Annotated in this window: 17 protein-coding genes and 1 rRNA gene; 10 read left to right on the top strand and 8 right to left on the bottom strand. The window is 69.2% G+C overall.

All coding sequences use genetic code 11. The features are described from left to right. Positions 1–49: 49 nt before the first annotated feature. Positions 50–2,050 carry a streptophobe family protein gene (locus K3769_RS07535; RefSeq protein WP_267025661.1) on the bottom strand — a complete coding sequence of 667 codons (2,001 nt, stop codon included), beginning with the start codon at positions 2,048–2,050 and terminating at the stop codon, positions 50–52. 239 nt (positions 2,051–2,289) lie between these two features. On the opposite strand from K3769_RS07535, the gene K3769_RS07530 reads away from it, so the two are divergent. After that, entirely contained in the window at positions 2,290–4,794 is a 2,505-nt protein-coding gene (locus K3769_RS07530) for an ABC transporter ATP-binding protein/permease (protein ID WP_267025660.1), read from the top strand. A gap of 86 nt (positions 4,795–4,880) precedes the next feature. Here K3769_RS07530 and K3769_RS07525 read toward each other — a convergent pair whose 3' ends face one another. The 3 genes from K3769_RS07525 to K3769_RS07515 form a co-directional block, all read right to left on the bottom strand. After that, positions 4,881–5,588: a transglycosylase SLT domain-containing protein gene (locus K3769_RS07525; RefSeq protein ID WP_267025659.1), complete on the bottom strand. Its 708-nt coding sequence runs from the start codon at positions 5,586–5,588 to the stop codon at positions 4,881–4,883. 300 nt (positions 5,589–5,888) lie between these two features. Continuing rightward, entirely contained in the window at positions 5,889–7,013 is a 1,125-nt protein-coding gene (locus K3769_RS07520; protein ID WP_267025658.1) for an S-adenosylmethionine:tRNA ribosyltransferase-isomerase, read from the bottom strand. Beyond that, positions 7,010–7,705, bottom strand: a complete 696-nt coding sequence (locus tag K3769_RS07515) for an SDR family NAD(P)-dependent oxidoreductase (protein WP_267025657.1) — start codon at positions 7,703–7,705, stop codon at positions 7,010–7,012. The genes K3769_RS07520 and K3769_RS07515 overlap by 4 nt, the downstream gene beginning before the upstream one ends. A 362-nt stretch (positions 7,706–8,067) precedes the next feature. On the opposite strand from K3769_RS07515, the gene K3769_RS07510 reads away from it, so the two are divergent. The 4 genes from K3769_RS07510 (at position 8,068) to K3769_RS07495 (ending at position 10,709) form a co-directional block, all read left to right on the top strand. Further along, positions 8,068–9,213: a GAF domain-containing sensor histidine kinase gene (locus K3769_RS07510; protein ID WP_267025656.1), complete on the top strand. Its 1,146-nt coding sequence runs from the start codon at positions 8,068–8,070 to the stop codon at positions 9,211–9,213. Then, entirely contained in the window at positions 9,206–9,847 is a 642-nt protein-coding gene (locus K3769_RS07505; RefSeq protein ID WP_267025655.1) for a response regulator, read from the top strand. The genes K3769_RS07510 and K3769_RS07505 overlap by 8 nt, the downstream gene beginning before the upstream one ends. Positions 9,848–10,030: 183 nt before the next feature. Next, entirely contained in the window at positions 10,031–10,276 is a 246-nt protein-coding gene (gene chpE, locus K3769_RS07500; protein ID WP_107017790.1) for a chaplin ChpE, read from the top strand. Positions 10,277–10,469: 193 nt separating this feature from the next. Then, positions 10,470–10,709 (top strand): chaplin, encoded by a 240-nt coding sequence (locus K3769_RS07495; RefSeq protein ID WP_189770468.1) that lies wholly within the window; start codon positions 10,470–10,472, stop codon positions 10,707–10,709. A gap of 105 nt (positions 10,710–10,814) precedes the next feature. On the opposite strand, the gene K3769_RS07490 is transcribed toward K3769_RS07495, so the two are convergent. Further along, positions 10,815–11,603, bottom strand: a complete 789-nt coding sequence (locus tag K3769_RS07490) for an Rv1486c family protein (RefSeq protein WP_267025654.1) — start codon at positions 11,601–11,603, stop codon at positions 10,815–10,817. A 134-nt stretch (positions 11,604–11,737) separates the two neighbouring features. Between K3769_RS07490 and K3769_RS07485 the strand changes: the two genes are divergently transcribed. The 3 genes from K3769_RS07485 (at position 11,738) to K3769_RS07475 (ending at position 14,214) form a co-directional block, all read left to right on the top strand. Continuing rightward, on the top strand, positions 11,738–12,529 hold the full coding sequence (locus K3769_RS07485) for an ABC transporter ATP-binding protein (RefSeq protein WP_267025653.1): 792 nt from the start codon (positions 11,738–11,740) through the stop codon (positions 12,527–12,529). A 114-nt stretch (positions 12,530–12,643) separates the two neighbouring features. Then, positions 12,644–13,075: an NfeD family protein gene (locus tag K3769_RS07480; RefSeq protein WP_267025652.1), complete on the top strand. Its 432-nt coding sequence runs from the start codon at positions 12,644–12,646 to the stop codon at positions 13,073–13,075. Positions 13,076–13,278: 203 nt separating this feature from the next. Further along, the gene (locus K3769_RS07475; protein WP_107017794.1) at positions 13,279–14,214 is read left to right on the top strand and encodes an SPFH domain-containing protein; all 936 of its coding nucleotides are present in this window, start codon (positions 13,279–13,281) and stop codon (positions 14,212–14,214) included. Between the two features lie 159 nt (positions 14,215–14,373). On the opposite strand, the gene K3769_RS07470 is transcribed toward K3769_RS07475, so the two are convergent. The 3 genes from K3769_RS07470 to K3769_RS07460 all read right to left on the bottom strand — a co-directional run bounded on the left by K3769_RS07470 (position 14,374) and on the right by K3769_RS07460 (position 16,459). After that, the gene (locus K3769_RS07470; RefSeq protein WP_107017795.1) at positions 14,374–14,877 is read right to left on the bottom strand and encodes an HNH endonuclease; all 504 of its coding nucleotides are present in this window, start codon (positions 14,875–14,877) and stop codon (positions 14,374–14,376) included. A gap of 145 nt (positions 14,878–15,022) precedes the next feature. After that, positions 15,023–15,562: a YbhB/YbcL family Raf kinase inhibitor-like protein gene (locus tag K3769_RS07465; RefSeq protein ID WP_267025651.1), complete on the bottom strand. Its 540-nt coding sequence runs from the start codon at positions 15,560–15,562 to the stop codon at positions 15,023–15,025. A 111-nt stretch (positions 15,563–15,673) separates the two neighbouring features. Next, on the bottom strand, positions 15,674–16,459 hold the full coding sequence (locus K3769_RS07460) for a sporulation protein (RefSeq protein WP_267025650.1): 786 nt from the start codon (positions 16,457–16,459) through the stop codon (positions 15,674–15,676). A gap of 183 nt (positions 16,460–16,642) precedes the next feature. Here K3769_RS07460 and K3769_RS07455 point away from each other — a divergent pair, with 183 nt between their 5' ends. Both K3769_RS07455 and K3769_RS07450 read left to right on the top strand, forming a co-directional pair. Continuing rightward, positions 16,643–17,293 (top strand): DNA-3-methyladenine glycosylase, encoded by a 651-nt coding sequence (locus K3769_RS07455; RefSeq protein WP_267025649.1) that lies wholly within the window; start codon positions 16,643–16,645, stop codon positions 17,291–17,293. 545 nt (positions 17,294–17,838) lie between these two features. Beyond that, positions 17,839–19,366, top strand: a 16S ribosomal RNA gene (locus K3769_RS07450). Positions 19,367–19,433 lie beyond the last annotated feature (67 nt).

Raw genomic sequence — 19,433 nt, 5'->3', positions numbered from 1 at the left:
GGTCCGCGTCCCGGTCCCCGTCCACTCTTTCCCGTTCACCGTTTCCCGGTCAGCGGCGCCCGCCCGGTTTGCGCGGCGGAGGCGGGGGCGGCAGCTCGTCCGGTGGGGGCGGCGGCCCGTCCTGCGACGAGCGGGGGCGGCGCCGGGGTCCGGCCCCGGGAGACCCCGGACGGGACGCCGGCGGGATGGGACCGATCATCGTCTGCGCCCCGTACACATCGTCCGGCACATCGTCCGGCGGACGCGAGCCGGGCGGCTGCCCACCGCCACGTGGAGGCTGCCCGCCAGGGGGCTGTGGCTGAGCGCCGGGAGGTTGTGCTTGTCCGCCCGGGGGGCGTGGCTGAGCGCCGGGAGGCTGCTGCTGCCCATGCCCACGTGGGGGCGGTGCCTGTGCGCCGGGAGGCCGGGCCTGTCCACCCGGGTCGCGGGGCTGGCCGCCGGGCGGTCGCGGGCCACCGGGGGAGTGGGGGCCGGCGTGCCGCCCGGGCCCGGACTCCCGTAACTCTTCGGGGATCCGCAAGTAGGGGTTCGTCTCCGGGTTCGTCGGCCGGAACGGCGTCCCCGGGCGGTAGGGACCGGCCTCGGCCTCCCCGGCTGCCTGACCCGCCTCCTGCCCGGCGCCCCGCCCGGCCACCTCCGCGTACGAGGCGACGGCGTCCGGGGTGGCGTCCGCGTCACCCCGTGCCAGCGGTGCCGCCTGCCGGCCGGCCGCACCCGACGCGCACGCGAGCAGCGCGCCCACCGCCCCCGCGACCGCGCCCCACAGCGCCCCGAGCAGCAGCGCCATGCCGATCTGCCCGCGCAACTCGATGCCGGAGTCGAAGGCGTCTATGCCGAGCACGGACAACGAGGCGTTCACCGACACCTCGGTCAGCCGGACCAGCAGCGGCAGCACCAGCGCGGTCACGACCGCCAGCCGCAGCGCGCAACGAGCCGCGAAGGCGAGGACGCCCCGCTCCCGTACGAACGGAGTGCGCGCCGCGGTCAGGACGCCCGCGAACAGCATCATCAGGGCCGCCGCGATGCCCAGCAGCCAGACCCGGCCGTCCAGTTCGGCCAGCCTGCTCAGGGTCACGGGCTTGTCGGAGAACTTCAGGAGGTCGTCCATGGGATCCGGCAGGAACTGCAGGAACGGCCCCTTGGCCGTCCCGTCCCACGGCACGAACAGCCCGATCGGGACACCGAGCCACACCCCGTTGGGCGCCCCGAGCAGCGCGGCGCCGGCGATCCGCTTCGGGTTCTCGTCGCCGATCGCCGCGTACGCCGCCGCCGCGAAACCCGCGAGGACCGCCACCAGCAACACCGTGACCAGCGCGGACACCGCGGGCCGCACCACCCGGTGCACGGCCGTCCAGCCGCCGGGCAGCGGGGTCCTGCGCGAGGCCAGCAACGCGATCAGCAGGACGCCGAGCACCCAGCCCAGGCCCCCGAGGAGCGTGGGGACGGTGTCCACGGTGAAGCCCACCTTGGCTTTCGCGTCCGCGAGGTCCCCGAGCCGGTCCGGCAGCAGTCCGCCGATGTTGCCGAGGCCGGGCACCTCCACGTCGTCGGGCACTCCACCGCCGGGCAGCTTGTCCAGCCCGAGCGCACCGCCGTCGATCGTGATGATGTCGTGTCCCGCCCAGGCGAGACCCCCCAGCAGCGCCACGAAGAGGGCGGCCACCGTGCCCGCCCGCGCCAGCAGTTCGGCGGGCGCGAGCACCGCGCCCGCCCCGCGCAGGGAGCGCAGGAAGAACCAGGACAGCAGCAGCGCGCCCACCAGGCTCACCCCGAGTGGCGTGATCTGGAGGGCGGTGTCGGCCTGCGCGCCATCGAGCCCGAAGGCGGACATGTCCCCCGACGGCGTCACCGAACCACCCGCCCCGAGCGCCACGAGCGCCGCGGTCATCGGTCCGAGCGAGGCCGTCTCGTCGGCGCCGAGCAGGTGCAGCCCCAGCGCGGCCACGCCCGCCATGCCGATCAACGCCCAGCTCACGGCGGCGATCGCGGACAGCAGCACATCGCCCACCGGCACGCGCCTGCCCTGTCCCACGGACCCGTCGCTCATCATCAGCCCCCCGACTCCGCACCCGCGACACCTCCGCCGCGGTGTCCCCCTCGCGTGGGATTACCACTCTCCGGTCCGGTTTCAACCCCGTCAACGGAAACGGACAAGACGCCCGTACTCGGTCTTCGCGAGGCCCGACTTTCGGTCAGGGGCCTCCTACTGAAATAGTTCCCCACGATGTTCGACATCCCTAGACTCCCTGTGTTGGGGGTACATCGGGGGACAACACAGTGGGGCATGGAGTGCCGGAACTCGTACTGGAATTGAACGGACGTACCTGGACGCTCGACGCGTCCAGGCCATACAGCCTCGGACGCGATCCGCAGGGGGACGTCGTGCTCGAGGACGCCAGGGTGTCCTGGCGTCACGCCACGATCACCTGGGGTGGCCGCAGTTGGGTCATCGAGGACCACGGCAGCACCAACGGCACCTTCGTGCAGGGCCAGCGGATCCATCAGATGGAGATCGGCCCGGGCTCGGCCGTGCACCTCGGCAACGCGACCGACGGACCACGTCTGAGCCTGACGGGCGCCGCGGCGCCCGCACCGCAGGCACAGTCCCAGCAGCAGCCGTACGCCGCTCAGGGCGCCCCGGCGGCCGGCTGGGCCCAGCAGACTCCGCAGGCGCCGGAGCAGAGCTGGCAGCAGTCGCAGCAGGGACAGCAGGGCGGCCACATCCCGCAGCAGCAGGGCTCCGGCGGCGCCGCGGGGGCGCCGCCGGTCTACGGGGACCGCAGCCCGACCACGTTCCACCAGATGTCGCTGGGCCGCGTGATGCGGATCGGCCGTGCGCTGGAGAACGAGCTGGTCGTCTCCGACCTGCAGGTCTCGCGCCACCACGCCGAGTTCCACGCGACGCCCGACGGACGGGCGGAGATCCGTGACCTCGGCTCGCACAACGGCACGTTCGTCAACGGTGTGGCGATCGCCAAGGGCGGCTCCGCGCTGCTCGGCCCGAACGACATCGTCGGCGTCGGCCACTCGACGTTCCGCCTGGTGGGCGACCGCCTCGAGGAGTTCGTCGACACCGGTGAGGTCTCCTTCTCGGCCCGCCACCTGACCGTCACGGTCGACGGCGGCAAGCAGATCCTCAAGGACGTCTCCTTCGGCGTGCCGGAGAAGTCGCTCATCGCGGTCATCGGCCCCTCCGGCTCCGGCAAGTCGACGCTCCTCAAGGCGCTCACGGGCTACCGCCCGGCCAACGAGGGTGACGTCCTCTACGACAACCGAAACCTCTACAAGCAGTTCGCCGAGCTGCGTCAGCGCATCGGTCTGGTCCCGCAGGACGACATCCTGCACAAGGAGCTGACCGTCAAGAAGGCCCTCAAGTACGCGGCCAAGCTGCGCTTCCCCGCGGACACCACGACCCAGGAGCGCGACTCCCGGATCGACGAGGTGCTGCGCGAGCTCAAGCTCGACGTCCACAAGGAGAAGAAGGTCACCTCCCTCTCCGGTGGCCAGCGCAAGCGCGTATCGGTGGCCCTGGAGCTGCTGACCAAGCCGTCGCTGATCTTCCTCGACGAGCCCACCTCGGGTCTCGACCCGGGCATGGACCGCGATGTCATGCAGCTGCTGCGCGGCCTCGCCGACGACGGCCGCACGGTCCTCGTCGTCACGCACTCGGTGGCCGAACTGGCCATCTGCGACAAACTTCTGGTCATGGCGCCCGGCGGTTCCGTGGCCTATTTCGGTCCGCCCGAGGAGGCGCTGAACTTCTTCGGCTACGACACCTGGGCCGATGTCTTCTCCGCCTTCGAGAACTACCGCGACTACGACTGGGCGGGCCGCTGGAAGGGCTCGCAGCACTACCAGATGTACGCCGCGGACATCGACGCGGTCGCCCCGCAGTCCGTAGCCATGCCGTCGCCGCAGGCGATGCGCCCGCCGAAGCCCCAGGGCTGGGTCTCCCAGCTGAGCACACTGGTCCGGCGGTACGTCTCGGTCATCGCGTCCGACAAGGGCTTCCTGGCCCTGACGGTGATCCTGCCGGCGGTCCTCGGCGCGGTCAGCCTGCTCATCGAGCCGGACAAGACGCTGCTGGTGAACGAGAAACTGCAGCCGAACGGCCTGCCCATCCCGAACAGCACGGCCGCGACCGTGCTGCTGATCCTCGCGGTGGGCGCCTGTTTCGCGGGCGCCGCGAACTCCGTCCGTGAGCTGATCAAGGAACGGGTGATCTACGAGCGCGAGCGCGCGACCGGCCTGTCACGCTCCGCGTATCTGATGTCCAAGGTGATCGTTCTCGGCGTGATCACGATGTTCCAGGGCGCGCTGGTCGGCGCGATCGGCTTCATGAGCCGGACCATCCCCGACGAGGGACTGATCCTCGGCGGCGCGGTCGCGCTGGAGCTCTCCCTGCCGATCATGGCGCTCGGCTTCACCTCGATGATGTTCGGCCTGGTCATCTCCTCGCTGGTGAAGACCGCCGAGAAGACCATGCCCCTGCTGGTGATGTTCGCGATCATCCAGGTCGTCTTCACCGGCTGCCTGTTCCCGCTGAACGGCGCTGTGGGCGTCAACCAGATCTCGTATCTGATGCCGTCGCGCTGGGCGGTCGGTGCCTCCGGGGCCACGCTCGACTTCAACAAGATCAACCCGCACAACACGGCCGAGACCGACCCCCTCTGGGACCACACGGCGCTGACCTGGGTCCTGGACATGACGGCCCTGTTCGCCCTCGCCGCGGTCTGCGCCTTCCTGGTGGCCCGCTTCCTGCGCCGCCACGAGCCGGAGGTCATGCGCAAGTAGTACGCCGCGAGCGGCACGCGCGAAGGGCGGCACCCCGCTGGGGGTGCCGCCCTTTTCGGCGTACGGGGCAGAGGTCCGCGCAGACCTCAGTACGCGCTGTTGACGTTGTCGATCGAGCCGTACCGGTCCGCCGCGTAGTTGGCGGCGGCGGTGATGTTGGCGACCGGGTTGTACTGGCTGTGGACGGTGCCGGCGACGTGGTAGGCGTCGAAGGTCGGCTTGATGACCTGCAGCAGACCGATGGACGGGACGCCGTTGATGGCGTTGATGTCCCAGCCGTTGATCGCGTTCGGGTTGCCCGAGGACTCCCGCATGATGTTGCGGTGCAGTCCGTCGTACGTGCCGGGGATGCCGTGCTTCTTCATGATGTCCAGCGACTGGCGTATCCAGCCGTCGAGGTTGTTCGCGTAGGTCTTCGCGGCGACCGGCTTGACCGCGGCGCGCTGGGCGGACCGGCTCGCGGCCTCCTTGGCCTTGCGGGCGTCCGCGGCCTTCTTCGCCGCGGCTGCCTCGGCGGCCTTCTTCGTGGCGGCGGCGTCGGCGGCCTTCTTCTTCGCGGCGGCGGCCTGGGCGTCGGCGAGCTGGCCGCTGAGGCCGACGGTCTTGACCTTCAGGTGCTCCGACGAGAACGCGGCGGGGGCCGCGGAGACCGCGTCGGTGCTCGCCTTCGTGTCGGCGGGAGCCAGCGAGAACGCGAGCGCGGCGGCGCCGAGCGTGGCGACACCGGCGAACGAGAGCTTGTGGGCCTTGGTCATGGCGGGGATGCGACCAGGAATGCTGTGCTGCTTGGGCATGGCTGGAGGACCTCTTCGAGTAGCGCGGAGGCCGCTCTCGATCCGATGGGGACAAGAAGTGTTTCCGGATCTGACGCCGTGGGTAAGCACCTTCGGCATCGAGCGACGGGAGCCATTGTTAGCGGCCCGAATTTTCGATGGCAAAGGTGTGACGTACGACCTCGGGTAGTGGACCCCCAAAGGGCAAATCGGGACAGACTGGCACGTCTGTCCCGCTCACCAGGGATCCGGTTGTCTCCTATGCCCGTTCGTACGTGATGTGTGCCCTATGTGCGGGCTCACATCGAGCGCACCGGGAACTCACCGGGAGTTGCTGCGGCAACCCTCTGCGTGAGGGTCCTCCTCCGGGAGGATGAGGTGCACGTCGCCGAACTCGTGCCACAGATAGCGCCCGCGCAGCGCCTCCTGGTACCCACGGTCGACGGCCTCCCTGCCCGCGATCGCCTCCAGCATCAGCAGATGTGAGGCCCGCGGCTCGTGCAGCCCGGTGAGCAGCCCGTCGACGACCCCCACCCCGCGCTCCGGGGTCACCACCAGACCGGTCCAGCCCCGCGCGGCGCGCACCACCCCGTCGGGACCGGCCGCCGACTCCACGGCGCGGACGGCCGTGGTGCCGACCCCGACGACCCTGCCGCCCCCGGCCCTCGCCGCGTTGATCAGCCGCGCCGAGGTCTCCGGCACCGCGAAGCGCTCCGGATACGGCGGCTCGTGCGCCTCGGCCGAGGCGACCCCCGTATGCAGGGTGACCGGCGCGAACTGCACACCCCGGCTCACCAGCTCCGCCACCAGCCGCGCCGTGAAGGGCCGCGAGGCGCTCGGCATCTCCGCACTCCCCGCCCCGTCGGCGGACGCCAGCGCGAAAACGGTCCGGTACGCGGACAGCGGCTGGTCCCGCTCCGTGTAGGAGTAGCGGATGGGCCTCCCGTGCCGCCGCAGCAGCCCCGGCACGTCGGCGTCAAAGACCCGCCCCCACCACAGCCGCGCGTTCCGCCCCGACAGCGGCTCCTCCAGCACGAGCCGTACGTTTCCGGGCAGCCGCACCTCCGTCCCCGCGGGCCCGCCCCCGCGTGCGCGCGTGGTCCCCCTCCCGTCGGGCTCCCGCAGCTCCACCGCCCAGCGCCCGTCGTCGCCCCGGGTGGAGAAGTGCACCACCGCGCGCGCGTGCCCCGCTCTCCCGTCCACCGCCGCCGCCAGCGTCATCGAGGTGTTCACGACGAGCAGGTCCCCGGCCCGCAGCAGACCCGGCAGCTCCACGAACGCGTGGTGCGACACCCGGGTCCCGTGGGAGACGAGCAGACGGACGGCGTCGCGGTCGAGCCCCGGACCCCGCTGCTCGGCCGGCACGGACGCCGACAGCTCCGCGGGGAGCGTCCAGCTCCCCGGCCGGCCGCCGTCGAGCGGAGGCACCCCCATGGCGGTCGTCATCGCCGCTCCAGCAGCGCGGAGGCCCGGTAGCGTCCACTCGCCGGACGCCCGTCCAGCAGCCTCAGGAAGGCCGGCGCGACGCCCGCCGGGTCGGGCCGCGGATCGTCGTCCTCGGGAACGGCCGCCGCGTACAGGTCCGTACCCATGTCACCCGGGTCGACCGCCCAGACCCGCAGGCCCGGCTCCTCCTCCCCGAGCACCGCGGAGAGCTGGTCGAGCGCCGCCTTCGACGCCCCGTAGCCGCCCCAGGTCTCGTACGCCTCCGCTGCCGCGTCCGAACTGACCGCGATCACCGCGCCCGCCGCCGACCTTCGCAACAGCGGCAGCGCCTCCTGGACCAGCCCGAGCGCCGCGACCACATTGACCTCCAGCGCACGCCTGAGCCCGTCCGCAGCCAGCGATTCGAGCCGTACGAGCGGTTCGGCGCCCAGCGCGCTCGCGTTGTTCACCAGCAGATCGACGCCGCCGAGCTCCCGGGCCGCCGCCACCAGCCGGCCCCGGTGCGCGGCGTCCGTGACGTCCCCGGGCAGCGCCCGTACCCGTGCTCCGTACTTACTGAGGACGGCCGCCGCCTCCTGGAGGGGCCGCGCGGTTCTGGCGTCCAGCACCAGATCCCAGCCGCGCTCCGCCAGCGCCTCGGCGAGCGCGCGCCCGAGCCCCTTCGAGGCCCCCGTGATGATCGCTACCGGCATGATCCGTCCCCTCGTCCCGGAACCGCCGCTCCCGGCGGGTCGTCCTCAACGTAGGAACCGAGAGGACCTGTCCGCCTCGTGCGCGGGCCGCAGCGCACCGGGGCACTTCGGCCTAGGGTCTGTCTGACAATTCCCGTCGTCGCCCGTAGGGCGGCTGCGCGGCGTCAGGTGCGTGCTCTCGGTGTGCCGGGCGTAGAGCCTCGTACTGGACGTACTTGGCTCTGCGCCCGGTGCGGCGAGAGTGCGTGCATGGCGTCGCGCGGCAGACGGGAATTGTCAGACAGACCCTAGGTCCAGCGGCCCATGAGCGGCCCGTCCACAGGCCGGATCCGGCTGTCGCACCCCGCCGGTACCGTGAGGTCATGAGTCAAGGACCCCGGTCGGGCCTGCTCGCGGTGAGCACCGCGCTGCTGGCCATGAGCAGGCATCTCGAGGTGCGCGACGTCCTCAAGACGATCGTCGCCTCCGCCCGCGAACTGCTCGACGCGCAGTACGCGGCCCTGGGGGTCCCCGACGACCACGGCGGCTTCGCCCAGTTCGTCGTCGATGGTGTCAGCGATGCCCAGTGGAAGGCCATCGGCCCGCTCCCGCGCCAGCACGGCATCCTCGCCGCGATGCTGCACCAGGCCCGCCCGGAGCGCCTCGCCGACGTCCGCGAGGACCCGCGCTTCGAGGGCTGGCCCGCCGCCCACCCCGACATGTCCGACTTCCTCGGCCTGCCCATCCGCGACGGCGACGAGGTCCTCGGCGCACTCTTCCTGGCCAACAAGAACTGCGCACGGCCGACGGGCGGCTGCGGTTTCACCGAGGACGACGAGGACGTGCTCGGGATCCTCGCCCAGCACGCCGCGATCGCCCTCACGAACGCCCGGCTGTACGAGCGCAGCCGTGAGCTGACCATCGCCGAGGAACGCTCCCGCATCGCCCACGAACTGCACGACGCCGTCAGCCAGAAGCTGTTCTCCCTGCGCCTGACCGCCCAGGCCGCCGCGGCCCTGGTGGACCGCGACCCGGACCGCGCCAAGGGCGAACTCCAGCAGGTGGCCGCCCTCGCCGCCGAGGCGGCCGACGAACTGCGCGCCGCCGTCGTCGAGTTGCGCCCCGCCGCCCTCGACGAGGACGGCCTGGTCGCCACGTTGCGCACCCAGACACAGGTCCTCGACCGGGCCCACTCCGCGCGCGTGACCTTCGACAGCCGCGGCGTCCGCGCGCTGCCCGCCGCCCAGGAGGAGGCCATGCTGCGGGTCGCCCAGGAGGCGCTGCACAACGCGCTGCGGCACTCGGGCGCGGCCCGCGTCGACGTCACCGTGGAGAAGCGCGGTCCGGGCGCCGTCCTGCGCGTCACGGACGACGGCAGGGGCTTCGAGCCGAGCGCGACCCGCCGCGCGGGACGCCATCTCGGCCTGGTCTCCATGCGCGACCGGACCAACGGCGTCGGCGGCGAGCTCACCGTCGCATCAGCGCCGGGCAAGGGCACCACGATCGAGATGGAGGTTCCTGGTGGCTGACGCGATCAAGGTGCTGCTCGTCGACGACCACCAGGTCGTCCGCCGAGGGCTGCGCACCTTCCTTGAGGTGCAGGAAGACATCGAGGTCGTGGGGGAGGCGTCCGACGGCGCCGAAGGAGTCGCCCGCGCCGAGGAGTTGAAGCCCGACGTCGTCCTCATGGACGTCAAGATGCCGGGCATGGACGGCGTCGAGGCCCTGCGCAGGCTCCGCGAACTGGACAACCCCGCGCGCGTGCTCGTCGTCACCAGCTTCACCGAGCAGCGCACGGTGATCCCGGCCCTGCGCGCGGGCGCCGCGGGCTATGTCTACAAGGACGTGGACCCGGACGCGCTCGCCGGGGCCATCCGCTCGGTTCACGCCGGGCACATCCTGCTGCAGTCCGAGGTGGCCGACGCGCTGCTGTCCCAGGAGGGCGTCAACTACAGCCAGGGAAGAGGGAGTTCGCTCACGGAGCGGGAGCGCGAGGTGCTCGGCCTGATCGCCGACGGCCGCTCCAACCGCGAGATAGCCCGCGCCCTCGTCCTCTCCGAGAAGACCGTCAAGACGCACGTATCGAACATTCTGATGAAGCTCGACCTCTCCGACCGCACCCAGGCCGCGCTGTGGGCCGTACGCCACGGTGTGACGGGCTGATGACCTGCTGATACGCGCAACGGCCGGTCCGGGGGACGGCAATTCGGAGGGCCTGCCTCCGGACTGAGATTCATACCGTCGTGGGAATGTCCCCCGGATGGCGCATCCTTCGCCGGCCGCCGCCGTTCTTCAGTGCGTGCTGCGGCGCTCTGCCGCAGTGGTTCGCAAGGAGAGGGCTCAGAAGTGAAGAACCTGAAGAAGGCCGCTGCCGTCACGATGGTGGCCGGTGGCCTCGTTGCCGCCGGTGCCGGTTTCGCCTCCGCCACCGACGGTGCGCACGCCGCCGGTCAGGCCGTGGGCTCGCCGGGTGTCGCCTCGGGCAACCTCGTCCAGGTCCCGGTCGCCATCCCGGTGAACGCGGTCGGCAACACCGTGAACGTCATCGGCATCCTGAACCCGGCGTTCGGCAACGACGGCTTCAACGGCTGACGTACGCCCCGGGTCACATGACCACCGGCCTCCCAGGTTCGCCTGGGAGGCCGGTCCGTTTTTCGGCTCGTCGGACCACTGGCCCGAACGGGCAGAACGCGCCCGGCCACCGTGCCGTCCGCGCCCCTCGGACGTTTCTCAGGCTACGGCCCGCGGCAGGGCCGGATACGCAATCGCAGGAGGAACGCTTTTCATGAACATCGCCAAGAAGGCCGCACTGGCCGTCACCGTCGCCGGTATCGCAGCGGGTGCCTCGGCCGGTGCGGCTGTCGCCGACTCGGACGCCGACGCCGCTGCCGTGAAGTCCCCGGGCGTCGCCTCGGGCAACGCGGTCCAGGCGCCGATCCACGTCCCCGTCAACGTCGTCGGTGACAGCATCAACGTGATCGGGCTCCTGAACCCGACCTTCGGCAACGAGGCTGTCAACGACTGACGCCCCGACCGCCCTGAGGGCCCCGCGGACCACACGGTCCGCGGGGCCCTCGGCCGTGCCGGTGGCCTTCGTCGACCGGCGCCTCAACCGGGGCCTCCGCGACCCTCAGCGCACCCCGCGCTCCCGCTCCTCCACGAACGCGTTGTACGCCGCCACCTGAGCCCGCCTGGCCGTCCGTTCGACCGGCCGCAGCGCCTCGGAGCGCGCGGCCATCTCCGACGCGCTCACAGCCCCACCGGACCCGTTGCCGTGCGCCACCGAGACCAGCAGCCCGACCCGCCGGGACAGCGCCAGCACCCGCACCGCCCGGGGCGGATAACCGGGAGCGAGCACCTCGCCGTCCCGCTCGGCCCGCGCCCGGTACGCGTCGATCGCCGCCTCGGCGACCGGCCCCGACCCCGCCACGTCGAGCCGCGACAGCACCTCGGTCGCGTCCCGCAGCGCCTCCGCGAGCTCCCGCTCCGCCTCCCCGAGGGACGGCACATCGGCGGGCGGCCCCTCGCGCACCGGCAGACAGTGCCAGACGACCTCCACATGCACATCGCCGTCGGGCCCGGCCTCGTACACCTCGGGTACGAGGCCGAGACCGACCCCCTGACAGACGACGGCCTCCTCGGCCTCCAACGCGCGCGCGTTGAAGTCCGGCGGGCCGCTCAGCCCGAGGGGATGCCCGGGCGCGGGCAGCGCGACCCGCAGCCCGGTCGCCCCGAGCGTGCGCAGCCGCCCCAGGGCGAGCGAGAGCCCGACGGGCGCCGTCTCGCCGGGCAGCCCCGCGACCCGGTGCACGGCGTCCTCCCCGACGATGGCGACGACCGCGTCATCCGGTGAGACAAATCCGGCCAACAGTGCGTTTCCCCATGCCGCCAACCGTCCTGAACGTGGTTCCGAAAGCATGCCTCCCACTTTAAGGAACCGCTTAAGGACCGGCCGATGGATTGGACGGGTCGACCGGTGGCGTAGGTTTTCCCTGGGGGCTGCGTCCACAGACGTCAGCGACGGCCGAGACTGCAATGGGAGACAGCGCGCTCATGAGCGATGTACTGGAGCTTGAGGACGTATCCGTGGTCCGAGAGGGCCGGGCTCTGGTGGACCAGGTCTCCTGGTCGGTCAAGGAAGGCGAGCGCTGGGTCATCCTCGGCCCCAACGGCGCCGGAAAGACGACCCTCCTCAACCTCGCCTCCAGCTACCTCTTCCCCAGCCAGGGCACCGCCACCATCCTCGGTGAGACCCTCGGCAAGGTCGACGTGTTCGAGCTGCGCCCGCGGATCGGCGTGGCCGGCATCGCCATGGCCGAGAAGCTCCCCAAGCGCCAGACCGTCCTGCAGACGGTGCTGACCGCCGCCTACGGCATGACCGCCGGCTGGCACGAGGACTACGAGGACATCGACGAGCAGCGCGCCCGCGCCTTCCTCGACCGCCTCGGCATGACCGACTTCGTCGACCGCAGGTTCGGCACGCTCTCCGAGGGCGAGCGCAAGCGCACCCTCATCGCCCGCGCGCTGATGACCGACCCCGAGCTGCTGCTCCTCGACGAGCCCGCCGCCGGTCTCGACCTCGGCGGGCGCGAGGACCTCGTACGCCGTCTCGGCCGCCTGGCCCGCGACCCGATCGCCCCCTCCATGATCATGGTCACGCACCATGTGGAGGAGATCGCCCCCGGCTTCACCCACGTCCTGATGATCCGTCAGGGCAAGGTGCTCGCGGCGGGCCCCCTGGAGCTGGAACTCACCTCGCGCAACCTCTCGTTGTGCTTCGGCCTCCCGCTCGTCGTCAGCCAGGCCGGCGACCGCTGGACCGCCCAGGGCCTGCCGCTGTCCTGACGGGCCCGGGCCGGCGGACTTGTCCTGACAAACCTCCTACGACAACCGGGAACACCCGCCCCAACCGGATCGGCGCCCTGTCGGGGACGGGACCTGCGGACTTACCATGACCGTGTGAACGACATCGACGCTTGGGTGTGGTGGCTGATCGGCGCGGCCGGGCTCGGAATCCCGTTGGTCGTGACCGCGATGCCGGAATTCGGCATGCTCGCCGTCGGCGCCGTCGCGGGCGCCGTGACCGCGGGGTTCGGAGGCGGTGTCGTCGTCCAGGTCGTCGTCTTCGCCGCCGTCTCCGTCGCCCTCATCGCGGTGGTACGGCCCGTCGCGGCCCGGCACCGTGCGCAGCGACCTGAACTGGCTACGGGAATCGACGCGTTGAAGGGCAGGCAAGCCGTCGTCCTGGAGAAGGTGGACGGTTCGGGAGGCCGGATCAAACTCGCGGGAGAGATCTGGTCCGCACGCTCCCTCGACACCACCCGCGCCTACGACGTGGGCCAGGAAGTGGATGTGGTGGAGATCGAAGGAGCCACGGCGATCATCGTGTGACGACCCGACGCACCCGACGCACCCGAGGCCACCGAGGCACCCGAGGCACCCGAGGCGTCCAAGACGTCCAGTGAACGGAACGTCGCACGTGGCGAGTTGTGGTCTGTCACACTCGTCCAGCAAGATCTTCGACAGTCAGCAGATCTTCGGCAGTCACAGGATTTCCGGAAGCACCGAGGCGGAGAAGGGTACGGGGAGCCACGATGGAACCGATCATCATCGTCCTGATCATTCTGGTGGTGTTGGTCTTCATCGCGTTGATCAAGACCATCCAAGTCATTCCCCAGGCCAGCGCCGCGATCGTCGAGCGGTTCGGCCGTTACACGCGCACTCTCAACGCGGGCCTGAACATCGTCGTCCCGTTCATCGACTCGATCCGCAACCGCATCGACCTCCGCGAGCAGGTCGTGCCGTTCCCGCCCCAGCCGGTGATCACCCAGGACAACCTGGTCGTGAACATCGACACCGTCATCTACTACCAGGTGACGGACGCCCGCGCCGCGACCTACGAGGTCGCCAGCTACATCCAGGCGATCGAGCAGCTCACCGTCACCACGCTCCGCAACATCATCGGCGGCATGGACCTGGAGCGGACCCTGACCTCCCGCGAGGAGATCAACGCGGCCCTGCGCGGAGTCCTCGACGAAGCCACCGGCAAGTGGGGCATCCGCGTCAACCGCGTCGAGCTCAAGGCGATCGAGCCGCCCACCTCCATCCAGGACTCGATGGAGAAGCAGATGCGCGCGGACCGCGACAAGCGCGCCGCGATCCTCACCGCGGAAGGTATCCGCCAGTCGCAGATCCTCACCGCCGAGGGTGAGAAGCAGTCGGCCATCCTGCGTGCAGAGGGTGAGGCCAGGGCCGCCGCGCTGCGCGCCGAGGGCGAGGCCCAGGCGATCCGTACGGTCTTCGAGTCCATCCACGCCGGTGACGCGGACCAGAAGCTGCTGGCCTACCAGTACCTCCAGATGCTGCCGAAGATCGCCGAGGGCGACGCGAACAAGCTCTGGATCGTGCCGAGCGAGATCGGCGACGCGCTCAAGGGTCTGAGCGGCGCGATGGGCAACTTCGGGCCGATGGGCGGCGGCAACCAGGGCGGCGGCGGCACGGAACGCCGAGAAAAGCCGTCAGTGGACTGACCCGCTCAGCCACGTAGCGGGGGGCTCAGGGGCTCCGCCCCGACCCCCCGCTCCTCAAACGCCAGAGGGGCTGAACCCCCTAGGGGCGCGGGGAACTGCGCAGCCAGCCACAGCGGACCCGCACCCGACAACGCCCCGCACCCCCCTCAGTCGGAGCGACTACGCCGGCTGCGCAAGCCACTCCGGCAGAGCCTCAAGGTCATCCCGCCCCAGCGCGAGCAACATCGCATCCGCCGGCGTAGGCTCGAACGGCCGCCGCAGCAACGGCATCCCCGCCTGGTCAGGCGTCCGAGCAGCCTTCCGGTGATTGTCCTCCGCACACGACGCCACCGTGTTCAGCCACGAGTCCTGACCCCCCTGAGCCCGCGGCACCACGTGGTCCACCGTGGTCGCCCGCCGCCCGCAGTACGCGCACTTGTGCCGGTCACGCACCAGCACACCCCGCCGTGACCACGGTGCTTGTCTTCGGAAGGGCACCCGCACATAACGGCAGAGCCTGATCACCCGCGGCGCGGGTATGTCCAGCGCGGCTCCGCGCATACGCAGTTCGGGGTGGGCCTGCTCGACGACAGCCTTGTCCTGCAGCACCAGAACGACGGCTCGGTTCAACGTCACCGTCGACAGCGGCTCGAAGCTCGCGTTCAGCACCAGCGTGTCCCGCATCCAGCCCACCTCCCATGTGCACCGGCCCACCACCTGGCGGGCGTGGATCAACTCTGGCCGGGCACGTCGAGATGGACAACGCAATAAAAATGCCCGCCCCTGATCAATTCCAAGACCAGGGACGGGCAAAACACTCAGTGAAAGGTCAGCTCTCCGCCGGAGCCGCGTACTCGGCGACGAGCTGCGCCCTCGCGAGCGTGTGGAACCGCAGATTGAAGCCCACCACGGCCGGCGAGGCGTCCGCGTCAGGACCGAGCTTCTCCTGGTCCACCGCGTACACGGTGAACACGTACCGGTGCGCCGGATCACCCGCCGGGGGCGCGGCACCTCCGAAGTCCTTCGACCCGTAGTCGTTGCGCACGTGGATCGCGCCCTCGGGCAGCCCCTCGAACTTCCCCGTGCCCGCGCCCGCCGGCAATTCCGTCACCGAGACGGGAATGTCGAACACGACCCAGTGCCAGAATCCACTCCCCGTGGGGGCGTCCGGGTCGAAACACGTCACGGCGAAACTCTTGGTCTCCGCCGGGAAACCCTCCCAGCGCACCTGCGGCGAGGTGTTCCCGGCCGCCTGGACCTGAGCGTCCTTCAGCGTCCCACCCGCCTCGACGTCCTCACTGGTCACAGTGAACGACGGCACGGCGGGATGGAAGTCATGGGGAAGCGGCGGCCTCGTCGACTCCGTCACCTCGGTACCTCCTGATCGGTTCCTGCTCGGGACTACTGGACTACTGGACTACGGGATTCCTGCTCCGGAGAAGTCACGTCCCGAGCTTAGGCCCGCCAGGTCCTGGGCGCCCTAGAACCAGTTGCGGCGGCTGCCCACCTCGGACAGCCACTGGTTGAGGTACGCGGCCCAGTCGGTGCCCTGGAAGTCGTTGAGGCCGACCTGGAAAGAGCGGAAGGAGTCGCTGCCCTCGCTGAACAGACCCGGCTTCTTGTCCATCTCCAGGACGACGTCCATCTCGCGGTCGTCCGCGACGAAGGTCAGCTCCACCTGGTTGAGACCGCGGTACTGCTGCGGCGGGAAGAACTCGATCTCCTGGTAGAACGGCAGCTTCTGCCGCGTACCCCGGATGTGCCCCTTCTCCAGGTCCGCGCTCTTGAAGCGGAAGCCCAACTGGATGAAGGCGTCCAGCAGTGCCTGCTGCGCCGGCAGCGGGTGCACGTTGATCGGGTCCAGGTCACCGGAGTCCACCGCGCGCGCGATGGCCAGCTCCGTGGTCACACCGATGTTCATACCGCGCAGCGACTGACCGGCGATGTTCGTGATCGGCGTCTCCCACGGGATCTCAAGACCGAACGGCACCGCGTGCACGCCGTTGGCCTGGAGTTCGAAGGCACCGCCGAGCTGAACCTTCGTGAACTCGATGTTCTGCTTGTACTCCTGGTCGTCGTGGCCCTCGACCTCGACCTTGGCCTGCAGCCCGACCGACAGTCCCTCGATCGCCTGGTTCACGGATCCGCCCTGGATCCGCACCTCGCCCTGGACGACGCCACCGGGAACGACGTTGACCTCGGTCAGCTCCGTCTCGACCGAAGCCCCACCGGCACCCATGCTCGCAAGCAGCCGCTTGAACCCCATCGTCTTCTCCTCTTTCGGGCAACGCCCCGTTGTTGTTCGGTCCGGGTTGTCCGGTCCGGATCGGATCCTTGATCCATACATACGCGATCCGGCCGGGTCCGGTTCCGCGTCTTCACCCTGGCAAGCCGGGCGCTCCCTGACCACCCCGCCCGTATTCGGACGTGTGAAGTACGCTCGGAAGCCATGATCGCGGCCCCTGACCGTACGCCCCTCACCCGGGACTTCTTCGACCGACCTGTACTTGAGGTCGCCCCCGACCTCCTGGGGCGCGTACTCGTGCGCATGGACATGGACGGTTCGGCCGATCCCATCGAGCTGCGCATCACGGAGGTCGAGGCCTACGACGGCCCGAACGACCCCGGCTCCCACGCCTTCCGCGGCCCCACGGCCCGCAACGCGGTGATGTTCGGTCCACCCGGGTACGTGTACGTCTACTTCACCTACGGCATGTGGCACTGCATGAACCTGGTCTGCGGCCCGAAGGGCAGGGCGAGCGCGGTCCTGCTCCGCGCGGGAGAGGTCACCGCAGGCGCCGAACTCGCACGCAAACGTCGACTTTCGGCCCGACACGACCGAGAACTGGCCAAAGGCCCGGCCCGCCTGGCCACGGCCCTGGGCGTCGACCGGTCCCTCGACGGCACGGACGCCTGCGCCTCGCAGCGTTCACCGCTGAGCCTCCTGCACGGCACCCCGGTGACCTCCGACCAGGTACTCAACGGCCCACGCACCGGAGTGTCAGGCGACGGAGGCGTCCACCCCTGGCGCTTCTGGATCAGCGACGACCCGACGGTGAGCCCGTATCGGGCCCACACCCCTCGCCGCCGCCGAACTTGACTCGTCCTTGGGCGATACGTAACGTGGCCCGAGCCGCTTGACCCGGGTACTGCGTTCAGCCAGCAGCCGGAAGTGGCCAACCCACTACCTACGACTTCCTCTCAGCGAGGGTCGATTCAGCGTGTCCGTATGCCTGAATTCGAACTCGCGGGACTCGATTATGAGTTGCCGAGGGGATCGGCTAACGTAGTGAATGTCGAAAGGCCGCAAGGCCAATAGGCAAAGCCCACCGACTGGGAATCGGAGCCGGAAACGGTCTGATAGAGTCGGAAACGCAAGACCGAAGGGAAAAGCCCGGAGGAAAGCCCGAGAGGGTGAGTACAAAGGAAGCGTCCGTTCCTTGAGAACTCAACAGCGTGCCAAAAATCAACGCCAGATATGTTGATACCCCGTCCATCACCGCAGGGTGGTGGGTGGAGGTTCCTTTGAAAAAGTCCTGCCGGGCGCAAGCACGGCAGGCGCATCAGCGAGGACGCTGTGAACGGCCTTCCTTATTCCGGTTGGTCGTTCCGCTCTCATGATGTGAACCGGATTACCGGTAAACATTCACGGAGAGTTTGATCCTGGCTCAGGACGAACGCTGGCGGCGTGCTTAACACATGCAAGTCGAACGATGAACCACTTCGGTGGGGATTAGTGGCGAACGGGTGAGTAACACGTGGGCAATCTGCCCTTCACTCTGGGACAAGCCCTGGAAACGGGGTCTAATACCGGATGATACTTCTGCAGGCATCTGTGGGGGTTAAAAGCTCCGGCGGTGAAGGATGAGCCCGCGGCCTATCAGCTTGTTGGTGAGGTAGTGGCTCACCAAGGCGACGACGGGTAGCCGGCCTGAGAGGGCGACCGGCCACACTGGGACTGAGACACGGCCCAGACTCCTACGGGAGGCAGCAGTGGGGAATATTGCACAATGGGCGAAAGCCTGATGCAGCGACGCCGCGTGAGGGATGACGGCCTTCGGGTTGTAAACCTCTTTCAGCAGGGAAGAAGCGAAAGTGACGGTACCTGCAGAAGAAGCGCCGGCTAACTACGTGCCAGCAGCCGCGGTAATACGTAGGGCGCAAGCGTTGTCCGGAATTATTGGGCGTAAAGAGCTCGTAGGCGGTCTGTCGCGTCGGATGTGAAAGCCCGGGGCTTAACCCCGGGTCTGCATTCGATACGGGCAGACTAGAGTGTGGTAGGGGAGATCGGAATTCCTGGTGTAGCGGTGAAATGCGCAGATATCAGGAGGAACACCGGTGGCGAAGGCGGATCTCTGGGCCATTACTGACGCTGAGGAGCGAAAGCGTGGGGAGCGAACAGGATTAGATACCCTGGTAGTCCACGCCGTAAACGGTGGGAACTAGGTGTTGGCGACATTCCACGTCGTCGGTGCCGCAGCTAACGCATTAAGTTCCCCGCCTGGGGAGTACGGCCGCAAGGCTAAAACTCAAAGGAATTGACGGGGGCCCGCACAAGCAGCGGAGCATGTGGCTTAATTCGACGCAACGCGAAGAACCTTACCAAGGCTTGACATCGCCCGGAAAGCATCAGAGATGGTGCCCCCCTTGTGGTCGGGTGACAGGTGGTGCATGGCTGTCGTCAGCTCGTGTCGTGAGATGTTGGGTTAAGTCCCGCAACGAGCGCAACCCTTGTTCTGTGTTGCCAGCATGCCCTTCGGGGTGATGGGGACTCACAGGAGACTGCCGGGGTCAACTCGGAGGAAGGTGGGGACGACGTCAAGTCATCATGCCCCTTATGTCTTGGGCTGCACACGTGCTACAATGGCAGGTACAATGAGCTGCGATACCGCAAGGTGGAGCGAATCTCAAAAAGCCTGTCTCAGTTCGGATTGGGGTCTGCAACTCGACCCCATGAAGTCGGAGTTGCTAGTAATCGCAGATCAGCATTGCTGCGGTGAATACGTTCCCGGGCCTTGTACACACCGCCCGTCACGTCACGAAAGTCGGTAACACCCGAAGCCGGTGGCCCAACCCCCTTGTGGGGAGGGAGCTGTCGAAGGTGGGACTGGCGATTGGGACGAAGTCGTAACAAGGTAGCCGTACCGGAAGGTGCGGCTGGATCACCTCCTTTCTAAGGAGCACTTCTTGGCTGTCAGGTTCTGCCTGATGGTCCAGAGGCCAGTTCATCGGCGAACGTC

Source organism: Streptomyces ortus, from assembly GCF_026341275.1.
GTDB lineage: Bacteria > Actinomycetota > Actinomycetes > Streptomycetales > Streptomycetaceae > Streptomyces > Streptomyces ortus.
This window is presented reverse-complemented; position numbering and strand designations above follow the sequence as displayed.